The 26,925-nt window shown below is 71.8% G+C and carries 22 protein-coding genes; 8 read left to right on the top strand and 14 right to left on the bottom strand.

What is annotated here, in order from left to right; all coding sequences use genetic code 11:
- Positions 1 to 6 precede the first annotated feature (6 nt).
- The 4 genes from OIE75_RS26110 to OIE75_RS26095 all read right to left on the bottom strand — a co-directional run bounded on the left by OIE75_RS26110 (position 7) and on the right by OIE75_RS26095 (position 4,541).
- Positions 7 to 1,347: a serine/threonine-protein kinase gene (locus OIE75_RS26110; RefSeq protein ID WP_329474060.1), complete on the bottom strand. Its 1,341-nt coding sequence runs from the start codon at positions 1,345 to 1,347 to the stop codon at positions 7 to 9.
- 11 nt (positions 1,348 to 1,358) lie between these two features.
- On the bottom strand, positions 1,359 to 3,278 hold the full coding sequence (locus OIE75_RS26105) for a caspase, EACC1-associated type (protein ID WP_329472278.1): 1,920 nt from the start codon (positions 3,276 to 3,278) through the stop codon (positions 1,359 to 1,361).
- A gap of 2 nt (positions 3,279 to 3,280) precedes the next feature.
- A complete protein-coding gene (locus OIE75_RS26100; RefSeq protein ID WP_329472277.1) occupies positions 3,281 to 3,706 on the bottom strand; it encodes an effector-associated constant component EACC1 in 426 nt (141 codons plus the stop codon).
- Positions 3,707 to 3,911: 205 nt separating this feature from the next.
- Complete coding sequence (locus OIE75_RS26095; protein ID WP_329472276.1) at positions 3,912 to 4,541, bottom strand: TetR/AcrR family transcriptional regulator; 630 nt, start codon at positions 4,539 to 4,541, stop codon at positions 3,912 to 3,914.
- Between the two features lie 161 nt (positions 4,542 to 4,702).
- Here OIE75_RS26095 and OIE75_RS26090 point away from each other — a divergent pair, with 161 nt between their 5' ends.
- Entirely contained in the window at positions 4,703 to 5,491 is a 789-nt protein-coding gene (locus tag OIE75_RS26090) for an SDR family NAD(P)-dependent oxidoreductase (protein WP_329472275.1), read from the top strand.
- Positions 5,492 to 5,574: 83 nt separating this feature from the next.
- Here the strand turns inward: OIE75_RS26090 and OIE75_RS26085 are convergent, their stop codons facing one another.
- Positions 5,575 to 7,383, bottom strand: a complete 1,809-nt coding sequence (locus OIE75_RS26085) for a flavin-containing monooxygenase (protein WP_329472274.1) — start codon at positions 7,381 to 7,383, stop codon at positions 5,575 to 5,577.
- Between the two features lie 172 nt (positions 7,384 to 7,555).
- On the opposite strand from OIE75_RS26085, the gene OIE75_RS26080 reads away from it, so the two are divergent.
- Entirely contained in the window at positions 7,556 to 8,584 is a 1,029-nt protein-coding gene (locus OIE75_RS26080) for an SMP-30/gluconolactonase/LRE family protein (protein WP_329472273.1), read from the top strand.
- A gap of 12 nt (positions 8,585 to 8,596) precedes the next feature.
- Here OIE75_RS26080 and OIE75_RS26075 read toward each other — a convergent pair whose 3' ends face one another.
- Together OIE75_RS26075 and OIE75_RS26070 are read right to left on the bottom strand one after the other, a co-directional pair.
- Positions 8,597 to 9,190: a TetR/AcrR family transcriptional regulator gene (locus OIE75_RS26075; RefSeq protein WP_307015196.1), complete on the bottom strand. Its 594-nt coding sequence runs from the start codon at positions 9,188 to 9,190 to the stop codon at positions 8,597 to 8,599.
- A gap of 38 nt (positions 9,191 to 9,228) precedes the next feature.
- Positions 9,229 to 9,963 carry a D-Ala-D-Ala carboxypeptidase family metallohydrolase gene (locus OIE75_RS26070; protein ID WP_307015195.1) on the bottom strand — a complete coding sequence of 245 codons (735 nt, stop codon included), beginning with the start codon at positions 9,961 to 9,963 and terminating at the stop codon, positions 9,229 to 9,231.
- Positions 9,964 to 10,140: 177 nt separating this feature from the next.
- On the opposite strand from OIE75_RS26070, the gene OIE75_RS26065 reads away from it, so the two are divergent.
- Complete coding sequence (locus OIE75_RS26065) at positions 10,141 to 10,698, top strand: GH25 family lysozyme (RefSeq protein WP_329472272.1); 558 nt, start codon at positions 10,141 to 10,143, stop codon at positions 10,696 to 10,698.
- Positions 10,699 to 10,703: 5 nt separating this feature from the next.
- On the opposite strand, the gene OIE75_RS41475 is transcribed toward OIE75_RS26065, so the two are convergent.
- The 7 genes from OIE75_RS41475 to OIE75_RS26035 form a co-directional block, all read right to left on the bottom strand.
- On the bottom strand, positions 10,704 to 11,150 hold the full coding sequence (locus OIE75_RS41475; protein WP_443078390.1) for an endonuclease domain-containing protein: 447 nt from the start codon (positions 11,148 to 11,150) through the stop codon (positions 10,704 to 10,706).
- Positions 11,151 to 11,589: 439 nt separating this feature from the next.
- Positions 11,590 to 11,805: an EF-hand domain-containing protein gene (locus OIE75_RS26060; protein WP_064729931.1), complete on the bottom strand. Its 216-nt coding sequence runs from the start codon at positions 11,803 to 11,805 to the stop codon at positions 11,590 to 11,592.
- 92 nt (positions 11,806 to 11,897) lie between these two features.
- Positions 11,898 to 12,509 carry an ADP-ribosyltransferase gene (locus OIE75_RS26055; RefSeq protein ID WP_307015193.1) on the bottom strand — a complete coding sequence of 204 codons (612 nt, stop codon included), beginning with the start codon at positions 12,507 to 12,509 and terminating at the stop codon, positions 11,898 to 11,900.
- Positions 12,510 to 12,607: 98 nt separating this feature from the next.
- Positions 12,608 to 13,111, bottom strand: coding sequence for an ATP-binding protein (locus OIE75_RS26050; protein ID WP_307015192.1), 504 nt, complete (start codon positions 13,109 to 13,111; stop codon positions 12,608 to 12,610).
- Between the two features lie 297 nt (positions 13,112 to 13,408).
- Positions 13,409 to 14,176, bottom strand: a complete 768-nt coding sequence (locus OIE75_RS26045) for an enoyl-CoA hydratase/isomerase family protein (RefSeq protein WP_122617576.1) — start codon at positions 14,174 to 14,176, stop codon at positions 13,409 to 13,411.
- 179 nt (positions 14,177 to 14,355) lie between these two features.
- Positions 14,356 to 15,564, bottom strand: a complete 1,209-nt coding sequence (locus OIE75_RS26040) for a L,D-transpeptidase (protein ID WP_393567645.1) — start codon at positions 15,562 to 15,564, stop codon at positions 14,356 to 14,358.
- 141 nt (positions 15,565 to 15,705) lie between these two features.
- Complete coding sequence (locus OIE75_RS26035) at positions 15,706 to 16,932, bottom strand: L,D-transpeptidase (RefSeq protein ID WP_307015191.1); 1,227 nt, start codon at positions 16,930 to 16,932, stop codon at positions 15,706 to 15,708.
- A 155-nt stretch (positions 16,933 to 17,087) separates the two neighbouring features.
- On the opposite strand from OIE75_RS26035, the gene glgX reads away from it, so the two are divergent.
- The 5 genes from glgX to OIE75_RS26010 all read left to right on the top strand — a co-directional run bounded on the left by glgX (position 17,088) and on the right by OIE75_RS26010 (position 26,766).
- Positions 17,088 to 19,355: a glycogen debranching protein GlgX gene (gene glgX, locus OIE75_RS26030; RefSeq protein WP_329472270.1), complete on the top strand. Its 2,268-nt coding sequence runs from the start codon at positions 17,088 to 17,090 to the stop codon at positions 19,353 to 19,355.
- 101 nt (positions 19,356 to 19,456) lie between these two features.
- The gene (locus OIE75_RS26025) at positions 19,457 to 21,298 is read left to right on the top strand and encodes an ABC transporter ATP-binding protein (RefSeq protein ID WP_329472269.1); all 1,842 of its coding nucleotides are present in this window, start codon (positions 19,457 to 19,459) and stop codon (positions 21,296 to 21,298) included.
- Positions 21,295 to 23,166: an ABC transporter ATP-binding protein gene (locus OIE75_RS26020; protein ID WP_329472268.1), complete on the top strand. Its 1,872-nt coding sequence runs from the start codon at positions 21,295 to 21,297 to the stop codon at positions 23,164 to 23,166. The genes OIE75_RS26025 and OIE75_RS26020 overlap by 4 nt, the downstream gene beginning before the upstream one ends.
- 37 nt (positions 23,167 to 23,203) lie before the next feature.
- Positions 23,204 to 25,000: an ABC transporter ATP-binding protein gene (locus tag OIE75_RS26015; RefSeq protein ID WP_329472267.1), complete on the top strand. Its 1,797-nt coding sequence runs from the start codon at positions 23,204 to 23,206 to the stop codon at positions 24,998 to 25,000.
- Entirely contained in the window at positions 24,997 to 26,766 is a 1,770-nt protein-coding gene (locus OIE75_RS26010; protein ID WP_307015186.1) for an ABC transporter ATP-binding protein, read from the top strand. The genes OIE75_RS26015 and OIE75_RS26010 overlap by 4 nt, the downstream gene beginning before the upstream one ends.
- Positions 26,767 to 26,925 lie beyond the last annotated feature (159 nt).

Raw genomic sequence — 26,925 nt, 5'->3', positions numbered from 1 at the left:
CTACGGTCAACGCGTACCGTGTCGGCCCGGCAGCCAGCGGCGCCAGGAGCGGCGCGGGATCCGCGGCAGCGGTGGCAGGTCCGCGGGCAGGGGGACCGTGTGGGTCCGCAAGGACATGTCGTTCGCCGGATCGAGCTCTGGACCGTCGGCCTCATAAGGGACTGGGGAGCCTGGCGGACTGCCGTTCCGAGGTCCGGCCACACTGTTGGCAGGCACGGTCGGAGGCTCCGGGACCGGCTCGCGCACAGGGGCGTCACCGCCCAGGATGATGGTGTGGTCCTGTTGCGATCTCGGGTCCGGCTGCGACCGTGGTTGCTGGGAGAACGTCCCGGTGTGAGAGTCGCGCTCGCCGTCCTCGTGATGACCCGGGTCCGCCGCGGGCAGGGCGGACGGGCGCATATCGTCCCGTTCGAAGACCTTTCCCGCGTGTTCCTCCGTCTGGCGCCGGATGACCTCGGGCAGCCACCTGCCATGGGCCAGCAGCCGGGACACCTCGTCCGTCTCCGCTGCGGGCAGCATGTTGATCAGCTCGGTGATCGAGGGCCGGGACAGTGGATCCTTGTGGAGGCAGGGGCGGATCAGTGAGGCGATCTGGTCCGGCACACGGCTGAGGTCGGGTTCGTCATGGACGACCCGATACATCACCCCCAGCGGGTCCGCCCCCTCGAACGGGGCGGCACCCGTCGCGGCGTACATCAGCGTGCACGCCAAGAGGAACACATCGCTCGGGGGTCCCGACTCGCCGCCCTGCAACTGTTCCGGCGCTATGTATCCAGGGGTTCCGACGACCATTCCCGTACGGGTGAGTCTGGTCTCGTCGGTGATGGCGGAGACTCCGAAGTCGATCAGTCTAGGGCCGTCGTCTGCGAGCAGTACGTTCGACGGTTTGAGGTCGCGGTGCACGATGCCCACCGCATGGATCGACTCCAACGCGCCGAGCAACCCCAGCCACAGGGCCAGCAGTGTCGGCGGGGCCAACGGCCCGAACGCGGAAACCGCCTGGTTCAGGGAGGGCCCTGGAACGTACTGGGTCGCCATCCACAGACGCTCTTCGCCCATGTCGGACGACGTCAGGACGGCAGCGGTGAAATGACCGCTGACCCGCGACACCGCGGCCATTTCGCGCTCGAAGCGGGTACGGAACTCCCGGTCCTGCGCGAACGCGTCGTGCAACACCTTGACCGCAGCCAGGTGCCCCGTGCGGGAGCGGCCGAGATAGACCTTGCCCATGCCTCCGGACCCCAGTCGGCCGATCAGTCGGTAGGGGCCGATCCACGCAGGATCCGAACTCTCCAGAGCGGATCCGACTCCAGGGCCGGCCCCCCGCCCCTCCCGTACGCCGTCCATTTCCCATCGATTCACGGCGAGCCTCCACGGGGCCCGGTGCCGTAGAAGATCTGCTCCTTGAGCCGCCGGTCCGCCTTCTTGCGCCAGAAGGCCAGCAGCGCGCGATTCTCGACCGTCTCGGGAGCGTCCGGGCCCAGTATGCGGTTGAGATCCGGCAGAACCGCGTGAAATTGGCGAATGGCGTCACCCACCTCACCCTGTACCGCAGTCCAGTGGGCCAGCCGCGCCCTGCTGACCAGCGTGGCCCTGTCATCGGAACCGAGGACCCAGGCGATGTCGCTCACCAGCAGGACGAATATGCGCACCGCTTCCGCGGCTTCCCCCGTCTCCCCGGTCCAGTGGGCGAGCTGGCTGCGTGCGAGGAGGGTCTCGCGGTCGTCGGGCCCCAGTACCCGCTCGAGATCCGGTACGGCGGCGGCGAACAGCCGCCGTGCCCGGCGCCGCCGTCCCGCGGCGCCCGACCAGTGGGCCAGTCGCGAGCGGCTGAGAAGGGCGTGCCGATCATCGGGTCCCAGGGCCCAGGACACGTCGGGCACCAGCTCCGTGAGCAGGCGTATGGCACGCTTGCTCTCACCGGCCCGGCCCGTCCACTGGGCCAGGTTCAGACGCCCGGTGAAGGTCTCCCGGTCCTCCGCGCCCAGGACGCGGGACAGATCCGGTACGAGTTCATCGGTCAGCCGCGCCGCCGCGGACGGGTCACTGGACTCCCCGGTCCAACGAGCCAGCCGGGCACGCCCGATGAGGGTCTCGCGGTCGTCGGGGCCCAGGACACGCACAAGGTCGGTCAGGACTGAGGTGGTGCGCCTCAACGCCTCCTTGTGTCTCCCCGACTCACCTATCCAATGCGCGAGTTGACTCTGGCCCACAAGTGTGGCGCGGTGGTGCGGACCGAGCACGCGCGTCATGTCGCCGACGGCGGCGGTGGACAGCCTGAGCGCCTCGTCGGTGTCGCCCTCTCGCCCGGTCCAGTAGGCGAGGTTGATCCGCCCGACGAGGGTGACCGGATCGTCCGGCCCCAGCGTCCTGGTGAGATCTGGCAGCACTTCGTTCAGCAGACGCATGGCCTCGCCGGTCTGGCCTGCCTCGCCACGGCGGCGGCCGAGGTCCCAGCGGGCCAGCAGCCCTTCCCGGTTGCCGGGAGGCCCACCGACCTCGGCCTCGGTGACCGGTCCCCGTCTGGGACCCGGGCGGGGCCGGGTCAGAATCAGGAACTCTGCGGTGTCCGTGCCGCATTGCTGGGGCTCCGGTAAACCCTTGGCCGGCAGCACCCGCTTGAGGTGCCGGAACAAAGCACCCAGTGTGACGTCGGTCGAGGACGTGGTGGGAATGCCGTCCCGCAGTGTGAGCAACAGTTCACCAGTGAACGCGGTATGCCGTTCGCCGTCTTCGAAGCGGGCCGGTTCGTTGGCGGCTGCCGACGTCAGCGTATAGGTGCCAGTGATCTCCATCTGGTCGATGAGCGGCTCGTACCTTCCGGACAGCCCACCTGTGATGGCGCGTCCGGAGAAACAGCAGTCGAGGATGAGCACCCGGTTGCGCGCCGGAGTGGCCAGAAACGCCTCGCGGATTCCCTGGAACGGGAAGGCCGTGAACGACGGTGCCTCGCTGACGGACTTGGACAGTCCGAGATACAACTCCCGCCGCTCGTGGCCGATCAGTCCGTGCCCCGCGTAGTAGACGAGAAAGACGTCTTCGGCCTGGCGCGCGGCCTCCAGCAGCGGCAGTCCGAGATCTCTCGGCGTGGCCGGGTCCAGAACCATCCGGGTGGATTCCGTGGAGAAGGCCCCTGGCCGGCCTGCGGTGAGCAGTCGCTGAAGATCGCGGACGTTGTTGCGTACGGCCGAGACGACGGGCAGCAGGGCATCCTCGGTGTACTCCGCTGTGCCGACCAGAACAGCGCGTGAACGAGCCGGGTCGGGTGGGCGCATCATGGTCAGCTCTCCGCTTCGGACGCCCCACCGAGAGCGGGGGCGGCTCCACCAGAGACAGCCTCCCTGCCTGCATCCGGGTCCGCATGCAGGGCCGTGCGCAGCAGGTTCTCGACCTCGTCGAGGTTCTTCGCGTGTTGAACCGTCAGTTCCGTACGCGCTCCGTCGGGGGCGACCACTTTGACCCGTACTGTGCTGCGGCGCGGCTGGCGCACGTACACCGCAACCGCCCTGGCCAGTGCCGTCAGTGCGCCTCCGGCGCCGACCGCCACGATGAGGGTGTCGCTCCAGGCGCCCAGTTCGCCCGCACCGGGTGCGGACGGCGGAACGTGCACGCGTCCACGCAACAGTGCCTCGTCGCTGAGCCAATCTCTGAGGTCCGCAAGGGAGTCGGGACCTTCGGAGCCGTCCACCGCCAGCAGGGATCGCATGGCAAACCGCCTCTCCACCGCACGCCTTTTCTCATCGGGCCCGCGGACAGGCGGCCCCCCGTGTGCTCTTCCTCACATCAGTGTGCCACTTCGCGAATCATGGGGTGCCGAGAAGCAGCCGATCGAGGCAGGCGGCAGACCCGAGACCTTCTGGGTGGAGCCTCTCCGCAGCAGCAGGGCTCCGTTGAAAATGCTGCCCGCCGTGTCAGACGATTCCGGCCGCCGCGACGGCGAGCGCGGTCCGCAGGGTCGTCGCCAGATCCGCCCGCGCGGACGCGGCGTCGGCGCCCTGACCGGCTGGGCGAAAGGCGTGGTGCTCGACCGCCGCGCGCAGGGCGGCGTTGAGCATGGCGGCCCAGACGGCCGGCCGTACGTCGTCGGCGGGGAGTCCGGCCCGCTCGGCGAGGGCCCGTGCGAAGACGGGTTCGGCCTCGTCGTGGGTCTGCAGCCAGACGGCGCGCAACCCCGCCTCGGTCCGGGCCAGGCGGAGCAGGGCGCCGACGTCGGGGCCGGGCAGGGCGGCGTCGTCGTCGGCCCACAACTGGCCGAAGGCGTCCGGCAGGGGGCGTCCGCGTTCCCAGTGCCGCAGGGCCTCGGCGATCGTGTCGACGCCGGTCGCCAGCAGCGGCCGTACGCAGCTCTCCTTGGTGGGGAAGTAGCGCCAGACGGTGCGGGCCGAGACACCGACCGCCCGTCCGATCTGCTCTCCGGTGGTCGCGGCCACACCTTGGGCGACGAACAGGTCGACCGCCGCCCTGGCGATCTCCAGCCGGATGGCGGTCTTCCGCTCCTCGGTCAACGGCGGCCGTCCGGTCCGTCCGCTGGCTGCGGTCATCTGTCCTCCGGCCCCTGTGGTCGTCGATGCCGCGTCCATTCTCCCTCCCGTTCCGGTCGCCACAACTTTCTGTCACTCAGAGACATGAAGGGGCTAGGATGCCGGTGCGGTGGCGCGGCGCCTCACCGCACCGACAGGCACCTCAGCGGACGGAGCACGTCATGACCGGCGACACCGCCGACACCGCCGACACCGGCCATCCGAACGGACGCGGCGTGATCGTCACCGGAGCCGGATCAGGCATCGGCCGCGCGGCCGCCCTCGCCTTCGCCGCCCAGGGCGACCGAGTCGTGGTGGCCGACCTCAACAGCGGCGGGGCCGCGGCGGCCGTCGAGGAGATCGAGCGGTCGGGCGGCACCGCGGTGGCCGTCACGGGCGACCTCAGTGAGCAGAGCGTGGTGGACCGCGTCACGGCGACGGCCGTCGAGCGGTTCGGCGGCGTGGACGTCCTGGTGAACAACGCGGGGATCATGGACAGCATGTCGGCCCTGGCCGACGTGAGCGACGCCGAATGGGAACGGCTCATCCGGGTCAACCTCACCGCTCCCTTCCTTCTCACCCGCGCCGTACTGCCGCACATGCTGGCCGCGGGCCGGGGCGCCATAGTGAACACCGCGTCCGAGGCCGCCCTGCGCGGCAGCGCGGCGGGTGCCGCGTACACGGCGTCCAAGCACGGCGTGGTGGGGCTGACGAAGTCGCTGGCGGTGATGTACCGCAACCACGGCATCCGGTCCAACGCGATCTGCCCGGGCGGCACGGCGACCGCGATCGGAGTGCGGGCCGACGCGACGGCACACGGCCCGTCGGCGATCGGCCCGCACTTCGTCAACCTCGGCCGGGTGTCGCAGCCGGAGGAGCAGGCGGCCGCGATCCTTTTCCTCGCCTCGGACGCGGCGAGCAACATCAACGGCGCGATCCTGCCGGTCGACGACGGCTGGTCCGCCGTCTGACGGGCTTCGGGCCAGGCTCCCGTCAAGGGACTCCGCCGGAGGCCCGTTGACGGGCCTCCGGCGTCCCCGGTCGCCACGGACGCTCAGGTCCGCGCCCGCCCGCGGGGCGTGAGGACCTCGCCCACGGACGTCTCGCGCCACGCCGCCAGGAGCTGGTGGAAGGCGAACGCGCCGTGCGGGTAGGCGTTCGGGCCGTTGGGCCGGCCGCGCCCCTCGCCGTTGTAGTAGCCGGGGGTGCACTCGGCGTGGAACCACTCGTGGTCCGGGGCGTGCTCGGCCAGCACCGCGAGCCAGGCGTCCTCGGCCTCGCGGGACGGCTCGATCACCGCACCCCGGTCCTCGGCGGCGGCGACCAACGCCGCGGCGTGCACGGCGTGTTCGTCGAGCACGTGGGTGAAGTTGACGCTGGCGGCACCCTGGACGCCCCCCAGCTGGATCAGGTTCGGGAAGCCGTTGCTCGTGAACCCGTGCAGTGTGCGCGGCCCCCGCTCCCGCCAGGCGTCCCGCAGCGCGACCCCATCCCTGCCGTACACGGGCAGTCGGCCGGAGTGGACGCCGGAGTTCCCGACGGAGAATCCGGTCGCGAAGATCAGGCAGTCGAGGGCGTACTCGGTGTCGCCGACCACCACACCGCGTGCGGTCATCCGCTCGATGCCCTGCGTGTCGGCGGTGTCGACCAGGGTGACGTTGTTCCGGTTGAAGGCCTGGAGGTAGAGGTCGGAGAACGTGGGACGCTTGCAGGCGTACCGGTACCAGGGCTTGAGCAGCTCGGCCGTGTCCGGGTCGGTGACGACCCGCTCGACCCGGGCCCGGATCTCGTTCATCTTCGCGGCGTCCGCGGCCTCGTAGGCCGCCTCGAAGGCCACCGGGTCCCCCTGCCGCCGGAAACTCGGCAGGAGCTTCTCCAGGAGGCCGGCCGACGAGGTCCACCGGTCCGCCACGAGGTCGTCGTCGACGTGCTCGCCGGAGACGATGCCCAGGAAGTTGTCGCGGCGTTCCCGCGCCCAGCCGTCACGGTCGGCGCCGACGTCCCGAGCGGTGGTGCGCCGGTTGCCGCGGACGTCCACCGTGGACGGCGTGCGCTGGAAGACGTAGAGGTGTCCGGCGTCCTCGGCCAGCGCGGGGACGACCTGGATACCGGTGGCGCCGGTGCCCACGACCCCCACCCGCTTGCCCGCGAGACGGGTCAGACCGCCCTGCGGGGTCCCTCCCGTGTACGCGTAGTCCCAGCGCGACGTGTGGAAGGTGTGGCCCTCGAACTCCTCGATTCCGGGTATGCCGGGCAGCTTGAGCTCGGTCAGGGTGCCGGTGGCCGTGACGACGTACGTCGCGCGGAACTCGTCACCCCGGTCGGTCGTGACGGTCCACGCACCACAGGTGTCGTCCCAGGTCAGGGACGTCACCGCCGTGGAGAACAACGCGTCCGCGCGGAGGCCGAACTTCTCGGCCGTCCGCACCGCGTGCCGGCGGATCTCCTCGCCGGGCGCGTACTTCCACTCCGGCACGTACCCGGTCTCGTCGAGCATCGGCAGGTACACGTGCGACTCGACGTCGCAGTGGATGCCCGGATACCGGTTCCAGTACCAGGTGCCTCCGAAGTCACCGCCCTTCTCGACGACCCGGATGCGGCGGACGCCCTGCTGGCGCAGCCGCGCGCCCGCGAGGATGCCGCCGAACCCGCCGCCGACGACCACGACGTCCACGGTGTCCCGCAGCGGCTCCCGCCCGGTCGCCGCGCCCGCGTAGGGGTCTTCGGCGTAGTAGCCGAAACGGGCCTCCGCGGCGAGGTACTGCCGGGCGCCGTCGGGCCGTACCCGGCGCTCCCGTTCGAGGCGGTAGCGCCGCCTCAGCTCGGCCAGCGCCTCGGGGGACAGCGCTTCGCTGTGCGTCATGTGGGGGGCCTCGATCCTTCCGGTTCACTGCCAGACGCCCGCTCCGTCCGTGAAGTAGCCGCAGGGGCACCGGACTTGAGCAGGCATGCACTACCGTAGCAAGTACCGGACAGCGTTGTCCGGTTGCGATCGAGACAGCTTCCGCATCCCTCGGACAGGAAGAGTGACCCCCATGCGACGACTCCCGATCCGATCTCTGACCGCGCTCGCCACGACCGGCCTGCTGGCCCTCACCGGGTGCGGCACCGCCACCACCACGGGCCCGGCCGCGGACACGCCGGCCGCGACCGGCGAGGGCAGGACCGTCCGGGCGGAGAAGGTCATGCGGCTGACGCAGCCCCACGAGGAGACCGGCATGACCCTGCTGGAGGGCCCCACCTTCGACGAGAACGGCGACCTGCTCGTCGTCGACGTCACCGCCCCCGCCGGTGAGCCCAAGGTGCTGCGCGTCGACGTCCACCGCAAGACGTCGCGCGCCGTCCACACCGACGACCGCGGCACCTACACGTCAGCGCAGTTCAGCCCGTACGACGGACGCGTCTACCTGACGGACTTCTCCCACGGCGACATCGTCAGCCTGGCCCCGGACGGCGGCGACCCGCGGACCTTCTTCTCCGGCGAGGTCGGCGGCGCCCCCATGAACCCCGACGACCTCGCCTTCGACCGGGACGGCAACCTGTACGTCAGCGACTCCCGCGGCATGTCCGAGGGGGAGCCGAAGGGCCGCGTGGTGCGCATCGACCGGACCGGGAAGAACGCCACGGTGCTGGCGGCCGGGCTGGCGGCGCCGAACGGGATCTCGTTCGACGCGCGGTACCGCGGACTGTGGTTCAGCGAGCTGACGGAGAACCGCGTCTCCTACCTTCTCCTGGACGACGATGGCGGTGTCGCCTCACGGCACACCGCCATCCGGGTCGACGGGGGCGTCGCCCAGACCGACTCGATCGCCGTGGACGCGGACGGCAACCTCTACCAGGCCCTGCACGGCCGCCCCGCGATGGCCGTCTACAGCCCGCACGGTGAACGTCTGGCGACCGTCGAGGTCCCCGCCCGCGCCGCCGCCGGCCTCCAGTCCGCGACCAATGTGGCGATCACGCCCGGAGGCACCAAGGCCTACCTCACCGTCAGCGGTCCCGCCGGCGGCTATCTGTACGGCTTCGAGGCCCTGGGGCGGGGCGTACGGCAGTCCAACGGCGGCTGAACGCGCAGCCGGTCACTTCTCGTAGGGCCGCACCGCGCCCACCTCGACACCGAGCAGCCGCCAGGCCGCCAGCGCCCGGCGTTCCCTGTGCTCACGGGTGGGGCCGGTGACGGCACCGGAGACCATCGCGACGGCGACCATGAGGTCCTCCCGCTCTCCGCCCAGCCGATGCCCTGCCGGCAGGTGTTCACGCAGGGCCCGCTCGACCCGCTCGGACAGGGCGGAGGCGTACTTCGGGACCGCGGACATCTCGCCCGCCCTGTCCGCGTGCAGCAGGCTGATGAAGGCCGCGGACTGCGTCTGGTGCCACGTCAGGACACCCAGAACTCCGGCGATGTCCGCTCCCGGCTCCGCCGCGGCCTCCTCGATCTGCCGCACGTTCTCGTCCAGGACCGCCGTCGCCACGGCGGCCCGGTCGGGGAAGTGCCGGTACAGCACACCCTGGCCGACGCCGGCCCGACGCGCGATCGCGGACAGCGGGGCGTTCAGCCCGGAGTCGGCGTAGATCTCCCGGGCAGCGGCGATCAGCGCGGCCCGGTTGCGGGCGGCAGCCTTGCGCCCGTCGTTCGCGGGCCGCCGTTCGTCGCGCGTGCGTTGCTGCGTCACCCCGAGAGCGTATCGGGCGGGCGCCGGGCCCCGGCACGTCAGATGCCGCAGTTCGGCGCCGACCAGTACGGCGAGGGGTCGAAGGCCACGTGGGTGTGGTCGTTGTGGCCGGGGTAGCCCGGGCCGAGGATCTCCGAGAAGCCGTGGGTCCTGGACTGCTGTGCCAGGCGGCAGAAGCTGGGTGATCCGGTGAGGTCGGCCGCGTCGCCGTAGAGGTGCCGGCTGGTGGCCGAGCCGCCGACGGCGTTGTTGCAGGCTCGGGAGCGGAAGCCGCTGGAGATGGTGATCGGCACGTCCCCGAGGGCGTGCCGCATCGCCTCCAGTTTCCACATGGTCCTCAGCGCGTTCGCCTTGGCGGTGGCGGCGGATACCGCGCCGCCGGACCAGTCGGAGTTGCACTTGTTGAGTTCCGCGTAGCTGAAGTGGACGGGCGTGCAGTCCGCGTCCTGGAGGGCGTAGATCTTGCTGAAGGTGGCCGGTCCGGCGACGCCGTCCGCGCCCAGCCCGTACGCGGCCTGGAACTTCTTCACGGCGGCGGCGGTGCGGGCGCCGTACTGCCCGTCGTAGGAGAGCCGCTCCCCCGAGGTGACCCAGCCGGCGACCCTGATCTGGAGCTGGGTGACGTCGCCGCCGGAGGATCCCTGGGAGAGGGTGCGGTTCCAGGTGTAGCAGGAGTCGGCGTGCGCGGCGGTGGCGGTGACCCCCACACCCGCCGCCGCTCCAGCCATGAGCATGACAAATGAGAGAAGCAAGCGTGACGCGCGTCTGAACATCCCGGCCTCCCGACCGTCGAGCCGAACACGGACCGGACCAGCGTGCGATACGGGGCTACGCGCGTCAACAGCGCCCAGGGCAAGCGAAGTCGACGTTTCCGCTTCGGGCGGGGATCACCCGTGCCATGGTGGGGAATAACCAACTCCCGTTCCCCCACAGCTCCTCAGGGAGGGCCCATGCTGCGCGGCATCGACGTCAGCGCGTACCAGTCGTCCAGTTACGGCACGGACGGCCTCTCCTTCGTCTTCGTCAAGGCGACGGAAGGCCGCACCTACGTCAACCCGAAGCTCGCGGCACAGACGGAGCGCGGCCGCGACGCCGGGCTCGTCGTCGGCTTCTACCACTTCCTGTGGCCGGGCAACCTCGACGCCCAGGCCTCGTACTTCGTCTCCAAGGCCCCCGACCGCAAGGGTGACATCCTCGCCGTCGACTGGGAGACGACGGGCGAGGGCACCCACGCGAGCAACGCGGAGAAGGACAGCTTCATCCGGAAGGTCAGAGCCCTGCGGCCGGACAACCGGGTAATCCTCTACGCCAACAGGCATTTCTGGTTGTCCGTGGACACGACCTCGTACGCCGGTGACGGACTCTGGATCGCCGACTACGTGACGGCGGGCAAGCCGAGGATCCAGGCCGCGTGGCGCTTCCATCAGTACACCGACAATCCCCTCGACACGAACGTCGCCGCGTTCGAGAGCAAGGCTGCGCTCAAGAAATGGGCCGACGGCGCCTGATCGGGCTATGCGGCTGAGGGACGGCTTCGCTCCGCCCGCAGCCGCTTCGCCGGGGGATCCGACAAGTAACTGTTGAGCAGCTCGAAGGTCCGAAGCTCCGGAGGCAGGCCTTCGTACCAGCCCAGGCCCCCGAAATTGCAGCGGTTGCACAGCAAGCCCCGCACACAGGCTCCGCAGCTCCGCTTGCCCGGGCAACACGCGTGGTCGTGGTCGATGTGCATGGCCCCCTCATCCGGGCTCGGCGCCCCACAGATCGCGCACTTCCCCTCCTGCAGCAGGAGCAGCAGACCGACGGACTCCTTCGTCAGGTTGTAATGCCCAAGGCGAACGCGCTCCGCGTTGCACGGTTTGCAGTACGGTCGCGGAGCCCCCGACGCGTTGAGGCGCGAATACTCGGACACCGGTTTGTGCTCGCGGCAGTGGAGGCACTCGACCACTCCGAGCTGAACCATCTGGCGGACGGCGCCGTTCTCCCTCTTCGCCCGCAGTGGCGCGAGCGGCCTCCCGCTCCGATGCTGCTGATAGTGGCCCCTACAGAGCCCGCTGGCGGACACCGCCCTCCCGCAGCCGTCGAAGCCGCACTCGCGGCCTTCCGCCGAGGCCTTGCCCGGGTCGATGGGTGCCAGCGCACCGCGCCTGCGCTCTTGCGCGTAGTGCGTCCTGCACAGGCCTCGCGTGAACGAGTAGCGGTCCGAAGAGCGGTCACAGGCCCACCCGGCGCCGGTCGCACGGCATGTCTTCATGTTCCCCCCTCTGGCGGGCCCGCGTGGCGCGGGCCCTTCGCGTGGACAACGAAGCGGGCGAACACACGTAACGTCTTGGCTCAGGCATGCGAACGGGGGCGCCTCCGGCCCGGCCGGTAGGCGCCCCCGTCGTGCGGGTGGAGCGGGTTCAGGACTTGTTCAGGGGGGCCCAGAACTCCTCGAACGACATCAGCTTGTCGCCGTCGAGGTCGCGGTTGGCGATGATCGCCTCGGCCACCGACTCGGTGACGTTCCAGTCGCCGCCCTGGGCGAGGGCCTTCTTGAACTCGGCGGCGGTGATGTATCCGTCACCGTCCGTGTCGATGCGGTCGAACTGCCTGCGTGCTTCCTCGATGTCCGCCACCGGTCCGCCCCTCATTCCTGCTCGGCTGTGCTGCTCTGCTCGCCCCGTGGACGAATCTGACGCGAGTCAGAATATCTGCCCGCGCTGCGGCGTCAGTGCCAGGGCCGGTAGTGCGGGTTGCTCTCGCAGTCGCTCATGATCTCGGTCTTGGTCTGCCGGTCGACCGGACACACCCCGACGATGTACTGCCGCTGGATGCCTCCGGGGAAGGCCACCTCGACCTGGTCGGCCCACCTGTGCTTGTCACCGATGGTCTTGTTGACGTCGATGCCGCCGGGGGCGTCGATGTAGTAGTTGAAGCCGGACTTGTACCAGGTCTTGTACAGGTCGTGGTCGTAGCTCGTCGAGACGTACGGCGAGGGCTGGTTGACCAGGACGTACTTCTCGACGTCGTACTGGCCGTTGTACACGTCCTTGGCGTGGAAGCCCTCCTCGAAGACGACCTGCGGGCCCCGGCTGTCGCTGCGGTAGAGGGTGCCGCAGGTGGTGCGCCAGACCGGCTCGGGGGTGATGCGGTCGACGTCGACGCCGCGGTCGGCGGCGGCCTTGGTCTTGTCGTCGAACTCGGGGCAGGCCGGTGCGGCCTTGGCGGGCGCCGTCGCGGTGGCGGCCGAGCCCGGGACGGTGGCGGCCGACGTGGCGAAGACGGCGGCGAGCGACAGGACGGCGGCGGCGGCCCTGCGGCGCAGACGAGGAGTGATCATGCGGACCACGATCCCGTTCGCGGAGCGGCGCGTTCCGGATTCTCACCCGTAGGTGGCGTGTCCGGTGAACCGTGTTGCTCCCGGCCCCGGACGGTCACTCACCGGTCCACGACCCTCATCTCGAACCACGTGGTCTTGCCGCGCGGCAGCAGGTCGACGCCCCAGCGGTCGGACAGCTTGTCCACGAGGAAGAGGCCTCGCCCGCTGATGTCCGTCTCCTGCACCGGCATCAGACAGGGCAGCCCCCGGGAGGGGTCGCGGACCTCGACGCGGATCCAGCCGGGGCGGCGGCGCATGTGGAGGCCGAACACCCGGGCGCCGGTGTGACGGACGGCGTTGCCGACCAGCTCGGAGACGAGCAGGACGGCGTCCTCGGTGACCTTGGGGCCGAGCTGCCACTGACGCAGCGCCACCACCTGGGCAAGCCGGCGGGCGGTGGCGGCGGACTCGGGGCGGGACGGTAACGGAACCTCGTGCTCCGTGGGGTTGCCGAACAGCTCCAGCGCCTGGTGCGCGCGTTCGTCCTCCACCGCCGGCGACCAGCGCGCCGCGGTCGCACGTCCGGCTCCCCGCGGCTGTTCCGTACCCTCCAGCCCCGCCATGCCCCCATCATGGCCGCCCCTGGGGGGCTCCGGGGCCGTTCCCGGGGAATACACCCCCGCGCGGGAGTGGCCCGACGGGGGTCGACCGGCATATGCCGGAGGCAGCTCAGCACCGGGAAAGGCCCCGGTGACCTGGGCGGACGACTCGGCCGGAGACAAGCGGCGGCCTCCCTCGACATGACACGCTTAATGGTGCGTTAAGGCTGCCATAAACCGTCCCATCGAGGGACCCGGATCAGACATCGCGTCAATTGCGAGTGCTACGGGCCCACTTCGGGCGAACGTCCGCCCGGACGGTCAGCCGAACTTCGCCTTCCCGGGGCCCTCCTCCACGAAGCTGCGCATGCCGCGTTCGCGGTCCTCGGTGGCGAACAGACCGGCGAACCAGTTGCGTTCGACGGCGAGGCCGGTCTCGATGTCCGTCTCCAGGCCCGTGTCGACGGCCTCCTTCGCCGCGCGCAGCGCGATGGCCGGCCCCTTGGCCAGCCGCGCGGCCCAGGCGTGCGCCTGCGCGTAGACCTCACCGGCCGGGACCACGCGGTCGACCAGGCCGAGCGTCAGCGCCTCATCGGCCTTCACCTGCCGGCCGGTGAAGATGAGGTCCTTGGCCCGGGAGGGGCCGACCAGCCGGGAGAGCCGCTGGGTGCCGCCGGCGCCGGGGATCAGGCCGAGCAGGATCTCGGGCTGGCCCAGCTTGGCGTTCTCCCCGGCGATGCGGAAGTCGGCGCAGAGCGCGAGTTCGCAGCCGCCGCCCAGCGCGTAGCCGGTCACGGCCGCGACCACCGGCTTGGGGATGCGGGCCACCGCGGTGAAGGAGTCCTGCAGGGCACGGGCGCGCGCGATCATCGCCGCGTGGTCCATCGCCTGCATCTCCTTGATGTCCGCGCCCGCCGCGAACACCTTCTCGCCGCCGTAGATCACCACGGCGCGCACGTCGTCGCGGCGGGTGGCCTCCTCGGCGAGTTCCTTGAGCCGGTCCTGCGTGGCGACGTCCAGGGCGTTCATGGGCGGGCGGTCGAGACGCAGCGTGCCGACGCCGTCGGCGACTTCCAGATTCACGGTCATGCCCAGCAGGTTAACGGGGACTAACGGCAACGTGGTCGGTGCGGTCGCTCACACTCGGCCGGGGGTCCGGGGGTTGCCCCCCAGGCAGGCACAGCACGGGGACCAACGACGTGGGCCCCGGTGCCGTACCTCACACGGAGGCGGACACCGGGGCCGTACGCGCTCTGCTGCCGGCAGGCTCAGGCCTTCCACTTCTCCCAGGACATGTTCCAGCCGTTGAGGCCGTTGTCCGGGGCGATGGTCGCGTCCTCGGAGTTCTTCACCACGACCACGTCGCCGATCAGCGAGTTCTCGAAGAACCACGCGGCCGGAGCCTTCTCGTCCCAGCCGCCGCGCACGTCCCGCAGCCCGATGCAGCCGTGGCTGGCGTTGCGGTTGCCGAAGGCGTCGCCGCCCCAGTAGTTGCCGTGGATGAAGGTGCCGGAGGTGGACAGGCGCATGGCGTGCGGGACGTCCTTGATGTCGTACTCGCCGCCGTAGCCGACCGTCTCGCCGTTCATCCGGGTCACCGCGAGCCGCTCGGTGATGACCATCTGGCCGTTCCAGGTCTCGTAGCCGGGCGAACCGGTGGTGACCGGGACGGTCCTGAGCGTCTTGCCGTCCCGGACGACCTTCATCGTGTGCTTCTTGGCGTCGACGACGGAGACCTGGCTGCGGCCGACGGTGAAGGAGACCGTCTTGGCCTGCTTGCCGTAGACGTCCTCGCGGCCCTCGACGCCGTCGAGGTTGAGGTCGACGGTGACCTTGGTGCCGGGCTTCCAGTACTTCTCGGGCCGGAAGTCGAGGCGGTCGTTGCCGAACCAGTGGCCCGCGACCTCCACGGCCGGCTCGGTCTTGATGCGGATGGCCTTCTCGACCTCCTCGGGGTTGGTGATGCCCCGGGTGAAGCGGATCGAGAACGGCATGCCCACGCCGACCTTCGAACCGTCCTCCGGCGTGAAGGTGCCGATGAAGGTGTTCTCGGGCGTCAGCGTGGTGAAGCGGGAGTCCTCGGCCGCCGAACGCCCCTCGGCGTCCTTGGCGACCGCGTGCACGGTGTACGTGGTGGAGGCGGCCAGGTGGGTGGACGGCGTCCAGGTGGCGCCGTCCCCGGATATCTTCCCGTCGACCTTCGCGCCCTCGTTGTCCTTGACCACGACCTCGGTGAGCTTGCCCTCGGCGGCCGCGACCTTGAGCGCGCCGCTGGTGTCGACGGCCTTGGCCCCGTTCTTCGGCGCGATGGTGACGACGGCCTCCGACTGCTTGCTCTGTGCCGCGGTGGAGTCCCCGTCCTTGGCGTTCTTGCCGTTCCCGGAACCGCCCCCCGAGCCCGATCCGCCCCCGCCGCACGCGGTGACCGCCAGCATCAGCACGGCGAGCACCGCCCCCGATATCGGACGCACGTTCAACTTGTCTCCCCTCGCCGGGCCCGGTCCGGCCCGCACCCCGGTGCGCCCGCGCGCACCGGCGCATCGTAACCGCAGGCCAGGGGCTCAGGGGACTGGTGAAATGTCACCGTTCCGTACCGAGTTGACGCCGGGGCGACGGGGTCACCTCACGGCGCTGCCGGCCGTCCACTTCTTCCAGCCCATGTTCCAGCCGCCAAGTCCGTTGTCCGGGGCGACCGTCTTGTCCTTGCTGTTGACCACCTCGACGACGTCGCCGACGAGGCTGCGGTCGAAGAACCAGCCCCCGGGGGTGTCGGAGCCGCCGCCCTTGTCGTCGCGCAGCCCGATGCAGCCGTGGCTGACGTTGGCCCGGCCGAACGTGTCCTCCGGCGCCCAGTAGTTGCCGTGCAGGAAGGTGCCGGAGCTGGTCAGGCGGATGGCGTGCGGGACGTCCGGGATGTCGTACTCGCCGCCGAAGCCGACCGTGCGGCTGTTCATGCGGGTGACGTCGAGCATCTCGGTGATCACCATCCTGCCGTTGTACGTGGGGGTGGAGGGCGCCCCCGCGGTGATCGGCACGGTGGCCAGCAGCGACCCGTCGCGGCGCACCTCCATGGTCCGCAGGACCGCGTCGACCCGCGAGACCTGGCTGCGGCCGACGGTGAAGGAGACCTTCTTGTGCTGGAGGCCGTAGGTGCCGGGCGCGCCCTCGACGTCGCGGAGGTCGAGGTCGACGGTGACCTCGGTGCCGGGCTTCCAGTACTTCTCGGGGCGGAAGTCGAGGCGTTCCTTGCCGAACCAGTGGGGCCGGACCTCGACGGCGGGCTTCGCGGTCACCGAGATGGCCCGTTCGACGGCGGCCCGGTCGGTGATCTCCCGGTTGAACTCCAGCGAGACGATCATTCCGGTGCCGACGACCGAGCGGTTCTCGGGAGCGACGTACGCGATGAAGCGCTCTTCGGGGACGTAGGTGGTGAAGGTGGTGTGCCGGGCCGAGCGGTGCCCACCGCCGTCCAGGGCGACGGCGTCGACCGTGTACTTCGCGGCGAGGGCGAGCCGGTCGTCGTGGGGGCGCCAGCTGAGTCCGTCGTCGGAGATCCGGCCGGGTACCGGTGTCTCCTGCGCGTCCTGCGACCTGACGACCTTCACCGACTCCAGCCGTCCGTCGGCCACCCGCACCGACAGCTTCTTCTCCGGCCTGACGGCCTTGCTCCCGTCGTCCGGGGTGACGCGGATGACGTCCTCGGCGGCGGGTGGCTTGCCGAACACCCCGCCGATGCCGCCGCCGTCCGAGGTGCATCCGGCGGCCCCGGCCAGCAGTCCTGCCCATGTCAGTACGGCGGCCAGAGCGGCCCCCGCGCGCCGTGCGCGCCCATGTACGTGCCTCACATCCACCCGTAACGACCGGCCCGCCCTGGGGAAACGTGAGTGCGAGCCAACCGGTGGGCAGAACTGTGGGGAGGACGACGCGACGGGGAGCAGCGGCCGGGACGCCGCACGCCCTCTTGCCGGACGTCGTTCCATGAGCCGTGGGAGGCTGACAGGTGTCCAGCGCAGCCGAGCAGGAGGCGGTGGCCGGGAATCGGGCCGCCGACGACGCGCGCCCCTCCGTCGTGGTCAACGGCGCCCGGCGCGCCGCACCGCCGCCCACCGTGCCGGCCCGGCCGGGCACCCCGGTGCCGCTGGGCGCACGCTTCCGGACCGGCCCCGATCAGGTGGCGGGGACGAACTTCGCGCTGTGGGCGGGGGGTGCGGAGGCGGTGGAGCTGTGCCTGTTCGACGGGCCGGGGCCCGGGGGCGGGGAGCGCCGGGTGCGGCTGACCGAGCTGACCCACGAGATCTGGCACGGTTTCGTGCCGGGCGTCCTGCCGGGGCAGCGTTACGGCTTTCGGGTGCACGGCCGCTGGGACCCGTGGACCGGAGCCCGCTGGAATCCGGCGAAGCTGCTGCTCGACCCGTACGCGCGCGCCGTGGACGGCGACTTCGGGCTGCCGCCGCAGGTGTACGGGCACGTGCGGGACTGGCCGGAGCAGCGGGTGGCGGACACCGTGCGCGACGAGCGGGACTCGGCGCCGTACGTCCCGAAGGGTGTCGTGGTCGACGACGGCGGTCCCGACGACGAGTGGACGTACGACCGGCGGCCGAAGACGCCGTGGGCGGACTCGGTCATCTACGAGCTGCACGTGCGCGGCTTCACCAAGCTGCACCCGGGCATCCCCGAGGAGCTGCGCGGCACGTACGCGGGCCTCGCGCACCCGGCGGCGATCGAGCATCTGACACGGCTGGGCGTGACGGCGGTGGAGCTGCTGCCGGTGCACCAGTTCGCGCACGAGAGCCATCTGCTCGACCGCGGGCTGAAGAACTACTGGGGCTACAACTCGATCGGCTACTTCGCCCCGCACGCCGCCTACGCCGCCTCCGGCACCACCGGTGAGCAGGTCGGCGAGTTCAGGCGGATGGTGCGGGCGCTGCACGCGGCGGGCATCGAGGTGATCCTCGACGTGGTCTACAACCACACGGCGGAGGCCGGCGAGCTGGGCCCGACGCTCTCCCTGAAGGGCATCGACAACCGCGGCTACTACCGCCTCCAGACCGACGCCCGCCGGTACGCCGACTACACGGGCTGCGGCAACACGCTGCACGTCGTCCAGCCGCACGTACTGCGCCTGATCACCGACTCGCTGCGGTACTGGGTGACGGAGATGGGCGTGGACGGCTTCCGCTTCGACCTGGCGGCGGCGCTGGCCCGCTCGATGCACGACGTCGACATGCTCTCCCCGTTCCTCGCGGTGATCGCGCAGGACCCGGTGCTGCGCCGGGTGAAGCTGATCGCCGAGCCGTGGGACGTCGGCTCGGGCGGCTACCAGGTGGGCGCCTTCCCGCCGCTGTGGACGGAGTGGAACGACCGCTACCGCAACGCGGTGCGGGACTTCTGGCGGCACGCGCTGCCGGACGTGCGGGAGATGGGCTACCGCCTGTCGGGCTCCAGCGACCTGTACGCGTGGGGCGGGCGAAGGCCGTACGCGTCGGTCAACTTCGTCACCGCGCACGACGGCTTCACGCTGCGGGACCTGGTGAGTTACGAGCGCAAGCACAACGAGGCGAACGGCGAGGGCAACCGGGACGGCACGGACGACAACCGGTCCTGGAACTGCGGTACGGAGGGGGAGACGGAGGACGCGGACGTACGGGCGCTGCGGCGGCGTCAGCTGCGCAACCTGCTGACCACGCTGCTGCTGTCGACCGGGGTGCCGATGCTGGTCGCGGGCGACGAGATGGGCCGCACCCAGCGCGGCGGCAACAACGCCTACTGCCAGGACAACGAGATCAGCTGGGTGGACTGGAGTCTGCTGGAGGACCCGGAGTGGCGCCCCCTGTTCGAGCTGGCCTCCCGCCTGATCGCCCTGCGCCACCGGCATCCCGTGCTGCGCCGCCGGGCCTTCTTCTCCGGCCGCGCGCACTCCGCGGACGGCCTGCGCGACCTGGCCTGGTTCACCGCCCGGGGCACGGAGATGACGGAACGGGACTGGTACGCCCCGGCCGCCACGCTCGGCATGTACCTGTCCGGGCGGGACATCCCGGGCCGCGACGAGCGGGGCGAGGCGATCTCCGACGACAGCTTCCTGGCCGTGCTCCACGCGGGTGAGACGCCGGCCGACTTCGTCCTGCCGGGCGCCCCGTGGGCGGAGCGGTACGAGGTGGTCGTCGATACCGGGCAGGAGGAGCAGGGCGAGGCACCGAGCACCGCGTATCCGGCGGGAGCGCCGGTCAGGGTGCCGGGACGGACGGTCCTGCTGCTGCGGGCGGGGTAGCGCGGACGGCGGACGGCCCGGTGGAGGATGCCCCCGTACGACCCCCGTGCGCGCGAAAACTCGGTGGGAAGTGTCAGTGGTGAACCGTAGGCTCGCTGCTGATGCCCACTACACCCGTTCCCGCCCCGGACTCCTCCGGCAACCGTTCCACCGTGCGCTCGCTGTCGCGGTTGTGGCCGTACGTACGCCCCGTGCGCGTGCGGTTGGCGACCGCGGCGTGTGTCGCGATCCTCGCCTCCTGTGTGGGGCTGGTGATCCCCCTCGTCCTGAAGTGGATGGTGGACGGGCCGGTCGCCGACCGCGATCCGGCCGGCGTGTGGCTCGGGGCGCTGTACCTGCTGCTGCTCGGGCTGGCGGAGGCGCTGCTGTTCGGGTTGCGGCGGTGGATGGTGGCCCGTCCGCTGGCCGGCGTGGAGGCGGCGATGCGCGCGGACCTGTACGGGCGTCTGCAACGGCTGCCGGTGGCCTTTCACGACCGTTGGGCGTCGGGGCAGTTGCTGTCGCGCGGGACGACCGACCTGATGCTGCTGCGCATGTTCCTCGCGTTCCCGTTGACGTTCCTGCTGGTCAACGGGGTGACGATCCTGGTCGGCGTGGGCATCATGCTGGTTCAGGACTGGACGCTCGGCCTGGTCGTCCTCGGGCCCGCCATCCCCGTGATCGTCACCTGCGTGATCTTCGAGAAGAAGTACTCCGACGTGGCGCGGAAGGCGCAGGACCAGGTCGGGGATCTGACGACCGTGGTCGAGGAGAGCGTGCTCGGCATCCGGATCGTCAAGGGGTTCGGCCGGCACCGCAGCCAGGCGCGGGCCTTCCACGAGCTGTCCCACACGCTGCGCGGGACGGAGCTGCGCAAGGCGCGGCTGCTGGCGTCCATCTGGGCGGTCATCGTCGTCCTGCCGGAGGTCGCGATCGGGGCGGCGCTGGTGGTCGGGTCGGTGCAGGTGGCGGACGGGTCGCTGTCGGCGGGGACGCTGGTGGCGTTCCTGTCCACCGCGCTGGCCCTGCGGTGGCCGGTGGAGTCCATCGGCTTCCTGCTGGCGATGAGCCAGGAGGCGGCGACGGCCACGGACCGGTACTTCGAGGTGATGGACGCCGACGTCGAAACGCAGGGCGACGCCGCCCCCACCGCGGCACGACTGCCCGCGGCCGAGCGGGCCGACGGTCTGCGGTTCGAGAACGTCCGGTTCCGGTATCCCGACGCGGCCCCCGACTCCCCGCCCCTCCTGACGGACGTCGACCTGCACATCCGCCCCGGTGAGTCCATGGCCCTGGTCGGCGCCACCGGCAGCGGCAAGACGACGCTGACCGCGCTCGTCCCGCGCCTGCACGAGGTGACCTCCGGACGGATCACGCTGGACGGCGAGGACATCACCGCGCTGTCCCGCGAGGAGCTGCGCTCGATGGTCGCCGTGGCCTTCGAGGAGCCCACCCTCTTCTCGGCCACCGTCGGCGAGAACGTGCTGATGGGCGCGGGCGACGACGCCGGCGACGAGGAGCTGGGCCGGGCGCTGTCGGTCGCGCAGGCCGACTTCGCGCACGCCCTCCCCCGGGGCACCGGCACCCAGGTCGGCGAGCAGGGCCTCAGCCTCTCCGGCGGCCAGCGCCAGCGCCTCGCGCTCGCCCGGGCCGTGGTCGGCAGACCGAGGTTCCTCGTCCTGGACGACCCGCTGTCCGCGCTCGACGTGCACACCGAGGCCGCCGTGGAGGCCGCGCTGCGCGACGTCCTCGCGGACACCACCGCCCTGATCGTGGCCCACCGCCCCTCCACCGTCATGCTCGCCGACCGCGTCGCCCTGCTCTCCGGGGGCCGTATCGCGGCCGTCGGCACCCATCACGAACTGCTGCGCGGCAACGCCGAGTACGCCCACCTGATGTCCGGGCTCGACGGGCACGAGGTGCCCGACGCGCCCGGGGGACTCCAGAAGGAGGACGCCCGATGACCGCGCCCACCGCCACCGCGCCGGACCGGGAGCAGCCGGACGGCGTGGACCCGGCCGGGAGCGGGGCACACGCGGACGGCGACCTGTTCGACCAGGACGTCCTGCCCAGCCCGCCCGGCGCGACCGGCGGCCTGCTGCGCTCCCTGCTGGCGCCCCTGAAGGCTCGCGTCGCCCTGACCACCGTCCTCCTGCTGCTCCAGCAGGCGGCGGTGCAGGCGGGCCCGCTGCTGGTGGCGTACGCCATCGACCACGCGGTGCCGGCGCTGCGGGACGACGACCACGGACCGCTGGTCGCGGTGGGCGCCGGCTTCCTGCTGTGCTCGCTGGCGGCGGGCGGCCTCCAGTACGCGTTCATCGCGGCGGCCGCCCGGGTCAGCCAGGACGTCCTCCTCGACCTGCGCGGGCGGATCTTCCGGCACGCGCAGGCGCTGAGCGTCGACTTCCACGAGCGCTACACCTCGGGCCGGCTCATCTCGCGTTCCACCACGGACGTGGAGTCCCTGCGCGAACTGCTCGACGAGGGGCTCCAGGAGCTGGTGACGGTCATCCTCTCCTTCGTCTACATCGCGGCCCTGCTGCTCTGGCTGGACTTCGGCCTGGGCGCGGTCGCGGTGGCCTCGTTCGTGCCGCTGTACGCGCTGGTGCGGCTGTACCGGCGGCGCGCCGAGCGGGTGTACCGGCACCGGTCCACGGCGATCGCGGCGGTGATCGTGAAGTTCGTGGAGACGATGAACGGCATCCGTCCGGTGCGCGCCTTCCGCCGGGAGGCCGCCAACGACGCCGACTTCGCGGTCCTGAACCGGCGCCACGAGCGGACCAACGGCGACGCCCTCCTGGAGATGGCCCGTTACGTCGTCGGGTCCCGGCTGGTCGCCAACACGACCGTCGCGGGCATCGTGCTGTGGGGCGCCTACCGGGTCGCGGGCGGCACCCTGGCGCTCGGTGTGCTGGCGGCGTCGGTGCTGTACCTGCGGCGGCTGTACGACCCGATCGACCGGCTCGGCATGTTCCTGAACTCGTACCAGTCGGCGGCGGCCTCCCTGGAGAAGATCGCCGGGCTGCTGGCCCAGACACCCTCGGTGCCCGAACCGGCCGCGCCGAAGGAGCTGCCCCCGGCGGTCTCCGAACACCCCGGCCGCGAGGTGGTCTTCGACGCGGTGAGCTTCGGCTACCGCACCGGCGGCGAGGTGCTGCCCCGCTTCGACCTGACGCTCCCGGCCGGGCAGACGGTCGCCGTCGTGGGGTCGACCGGCGCGGGCAAGTCGACGCTGGCCAAGCTGCTCGCCCGGTTCTACGACCCCTCCCACGGGCGGGTCCTGCTCGACGGCGTCGACCTGCGCGACCTGGCGGTGCCCGAGCTGCGGCGCGGGGTGGTGATGGTGACGCAGGAGGCGTTCCTGTTCTCCGGCACGGTCGCCGACAACATCGCGATCGGCCGGCCGGAGGCGACGCGGGAGGAGATCGAGCGGGCCGCGAAGGCGATCGGCGCCCACGACTTCATCGCCGCGCTGCCGGACGGCTACGACACCGACGTCCGCAAGCGTGGTGGCCGCATCTCCGCCGGTCAGCGGCAACTGGTGTCGTTCGCCCGGGCGTTGCTCGCGGATCCGGCGGTGCTGATCCTGGACGAGGCGACCAGCTCGCTGGACGTGCCCGGCGAGCGTGCGGTGCAGCGGGCGATGACGACGGTGCTGAAGGGCCGTACGGCGGTGGTGATCGCGCACCGGCTGTCGACCGTGGAGATCGCGGACCGGGTGCTGGTCATGGAGCACGGCCGGATCGTGGAGGACGGCCCCCCGGACGAACTGATCGCCGGCACGGGCCGGTTCGCGGATCTGCACCGGGCATGGCGGGACAGCCTCGCGTGAGGACGGGCGGGCCCGGGGCCTGTGGGGGGAGGCATCGGTGATCGACGCGTACGAGGATCCCGGCACGCCGGACCGCCGGGGCGGCTGGCGGTACCTGGCCTGGCTGGTCGCGCGGCAGTGGCCGCGCTGTCTGGCGGGTGCGGTGCTCGCCAGTACCTGGATGGTGCTGCTGGCGGCGACGCCGTACCTGATGGCGCGGGCCGTCGACCACGGCCTGGAACCCGGTGACATGGGCGCGCTGGCGGGCTGGACGGGCGCGCTCGTCGCCGTCGGGGCGGTCAACGCCTGGCTGGGCATGCTGCGGCACCGCACGATGACGCTGGTGCGGATGGACGCCAACTTCCGCACGGTCAAGGTGGTCGTGGGACACGCCACGCGGCTCGGTGCCGCGCTGCGCGGGCAGGTGGGGGCCGGCGAGGTCGTCACCATCGGCGTGGGCGACGTGCAGACCATCAGCACCTCGCTGACGGCCGTGGGGCCGGGCATCGGGGCGGTCGTCGCGTACGCGGCGGTCGGCGGTCTGATGCTGTCGGTGTCGACGCGGCTCGCCCTGGTGGTGCTGATCGGGGTGCCGGTGCTCGGGGTGCTGCTGGGCCCGCTCATGGGGCGCCTCCAGGGCCGGGAGACCGACTACCGGGACGGGCAGGCCGTGCTGACCGCGCGGATCGGCGACCTCGCGGGCGGGCTGCGGGTGCTGAACGGGCTGGGCGGCAAGGGCCTGGTCGCGGACGCGTTCCGCCGGGACTCGGAGCGGCTGCGCGAGCGCGGCTACCGGGTCGGTGCGGTGACCAGCTGGATCCAGGCCCTCGGGGTGGGGCTGCCGGTGCTGTTCCTGGCGCTGGTCACCTGGCTGGGCGCGCGGCTGGCCGCGCAGGGCCGGATCAGCGTGGGTGAACTGGTGTCGGTGTACGGCTATGTGGTCGCGCTGGGCTGGCCGGTGGCGTTCCTCATCGAGATGGGCCACCAGCTCAGCCGGGGTGTGGTGGCCGCCCGCCGGGTGGTCGCCTTCCTGCGCCTGGAGCCCGAGCCGGACACCGGCACCCGGGACGCCCCCGCGGAGCCCTCGATGCTGTACGACCCGGCCTCCGGCGTACGCGTCCTCCCTGGCCGGCTGACCGCCCTGGCCGGCTCCCGCCCCGCCGACGCCGCCGAGGTCATCGACCGCCTGGGCCGCTACACCCCGTCCGACGCGACGTGGGGGGACGTCCCGCTGTCCGACATCCCCCTCCCCCAGATCCGCGACCGCATCCTGGTCGCCGAGGCGGAGGCCGACCTGTTCGCGGGCCCCCTGCGCCATGTAGTAGGCGGTCAGGACATGCCGCTCAGGGGCGCGGGCAGTGTCGATTTGCGGCTCCGCCGCGTGGGCGCGACCAGCCACAACGCACCCGCAGACGCCCGACAACAGCACCCGGCAGACGATACGGCGCACCTCGAAGCCCTCCACGCAGCCGCCGCCGACGACATACTCCAGTCCCTCCCCGACGGACTGGACTCCCCCGTCGCCGCCCAGGGCAACACCCTCTCCGGCGGCCAAAGACAACGCGTCCGCCTGACCCGCGCCCTCCTCACCGCGCCGGAGGTGCTCCTGGCCGTGGAACCGACCTCCGCCCTGGACGCCCACACCGAGGCAACGGTCGCGGCCCGTCTCCGGGGCGCCCGCGAGGGCCGCACGACCGTGGTCGCGTCCACCTCCCCCCTCGTGCTGGACCGCGCCGACACGGTGGTGTACCTGGTCGACGGCAAGGCCGCCGCCACCGGCGCCCACCGCGAACTCCTCACCACGGAACCGGGATACCGCGCGCTGGTCGCGCGGGACGAAGAGGTGGCCCGATGACGTCCGCGGGCCAACTCCCCGTCGCCGACCGCGCCGACGTCCGACGCGCCGCGGCCCGGCTGCTCGGCGAGGACCGCCGCGCCCTCGCCACCGTCCTCGGCCTCAACGCCCTGGCCGCCGCGGCCGGACTGGCCGGCCCGTGGCTGCTGGGCCGGATCGTCGACGAGGTGCGCGCCGGCGGCGGGGTCGGCGCCGTGGACCGGATGGCCCTCGCCATTCTGGTCTGCTCGCTGGCGCAGCTGCTGCTGGCCCGCTGGGCCCGCTACGTGGGCCACCGCTTCGGGGAACGGACGCTCGCCCGGGTGCGGGAGCGGTACGTGGACCGGGCGCTCGCCCTGCCCGCGTCGGTGGTGGAGCGGTCCGGCACGGGCGACCTGACGACCCGCGGCACCGCCGACGTGACCGCCGTCGGCACCACGCTGCGGGACGCCGGACCCGATCTGCTCGTCAACTCGGTGCAGGCGCTGTTCCTGATGGGCGCGGTGTTCGTGCTCGACCCGCTGCTCGGCGCGGTCGGGGTGCTGGGGCTGACACCGGCCTGGGTCGCGCTGCGCTGGTATCTGCGCCGGGCGCGGGCCGGGTACCTGGCCGAGGGCGCGGCCACGTCGGAGGTGGCGGAGAGTCTCGCGGCCACGGTGGCGGGGGCCCGGACGGTCGAGGCGTTCCACCTGGCCGCCCGGCGCGTGTCGACCAACCGGGAGGCGCTGGAGGCCTCGCGCCGCACCCGGATGCGGACGCTGTTCTTGCGCTGCGTGTTCTTCCCGGCGGTGGACATCTCCTACGTCCTGCCGGTGGCGGGCGTCCTGCTGTGCGGCGGGTTCCTGCACGCGCGCGGGTCGGTGAGCCTCGGGGCGGTGGTGGCGTGCGCCGTGTACCTCCAGCAGCTGGCCGGGCCGCTCGACGAGGTGCTGATGCGGACCGAGCAGCTCCAGGCGGGCGCGGCCTCCTTCGCCCGGGTGGAGGGGCTGGCCCGGGCCCCGCGGACGGAGCCGGACGGGTCGGCGGTCCCGGCGGACGACCGCATCGACGTCCGTGGGGCGCGGTACGCCTACGAGCGGGGCGGCGAGGTGCTGCGCGGCGTGGACCTGACCGTGCGGCCGGGCGAGCGGCTGGCGGTCGTCGGTCCGTCGGGCGCCGGCAAGACCACGCTGAGCCGGCTCCTCGCGGGCGTCGACGCGCCGACCGCCGGCTCGGTGACGGTGGGCGGGGTGCCCGTGGTCGCCCTCGGTCCGGAGCGGCTGCGCCGCCAGGTCGTGCTGGTCACCCAGGAGCACCACGTGTTCCTGGGCACGGTCCGGGACAATCTCCTGATCGCCGAACCGGAGGCCGGGGACGACGAGTTGTGGGCGGCGCTCACCGCGGTGGGTGCCGAGTCCTGGGTGCGGGAGCTGCCCGGGGGCCTGGACACCGAGTTGGGCGCGAAGGGGCACCGGACGGACGGCTCGCAGGCCCAGCAGCTCGCCCTGGCCCGGGTGGTGCTGGCCGACCCGCACACGCTGATCCTGGACGAGGCCACCGCCCTGCTGGACCCGACGACGGCCCGGCACACCGAGCAGGCGCTCGCCGCGGTGCTGAAGGGCCGTACGGTCATCGCCATCGCGCACCGGCTGCACACCGCGCACGACGCGGACCGGGTGGCCGTGATGGAGGGCGGCCTGCTGACCGAACTGGGCACGCACGACGAACTGGTGACGGCCGGCGGGGCGTATGCGGCGCTGTGGGGGTCCTGGCACGGGGAGCCGTCCGAGCGGACGGCTACTGACTGAGCGGGCAGTCAGTAGTGGCGCCCGGGCGACGGTTCCGTTTATCGAACGTGAACTCCCGGTCAACGAACCATTTCCAGCCAACTTACTGACGCGCCCCTGACAAAGAGGGCGTACTCCTGCCACTCTTCCGTCGGTCCCTTCACAGCGCCCCCACAGCTT

Origin of the sequence: Streptomyces sp. NBC_01723 (genome assembly GCF_036246005.1) — a bacterium.
Lineage (GTDB): Bacteria > Actinomycetota > Actinomycetes > Streptomycetales > Streptomycetaceae > Streptomyces.
Note: the sequence above shows the minus strand (reverse complement) of the source record. Positions and strands in the feature narration are given on the sequence as shown.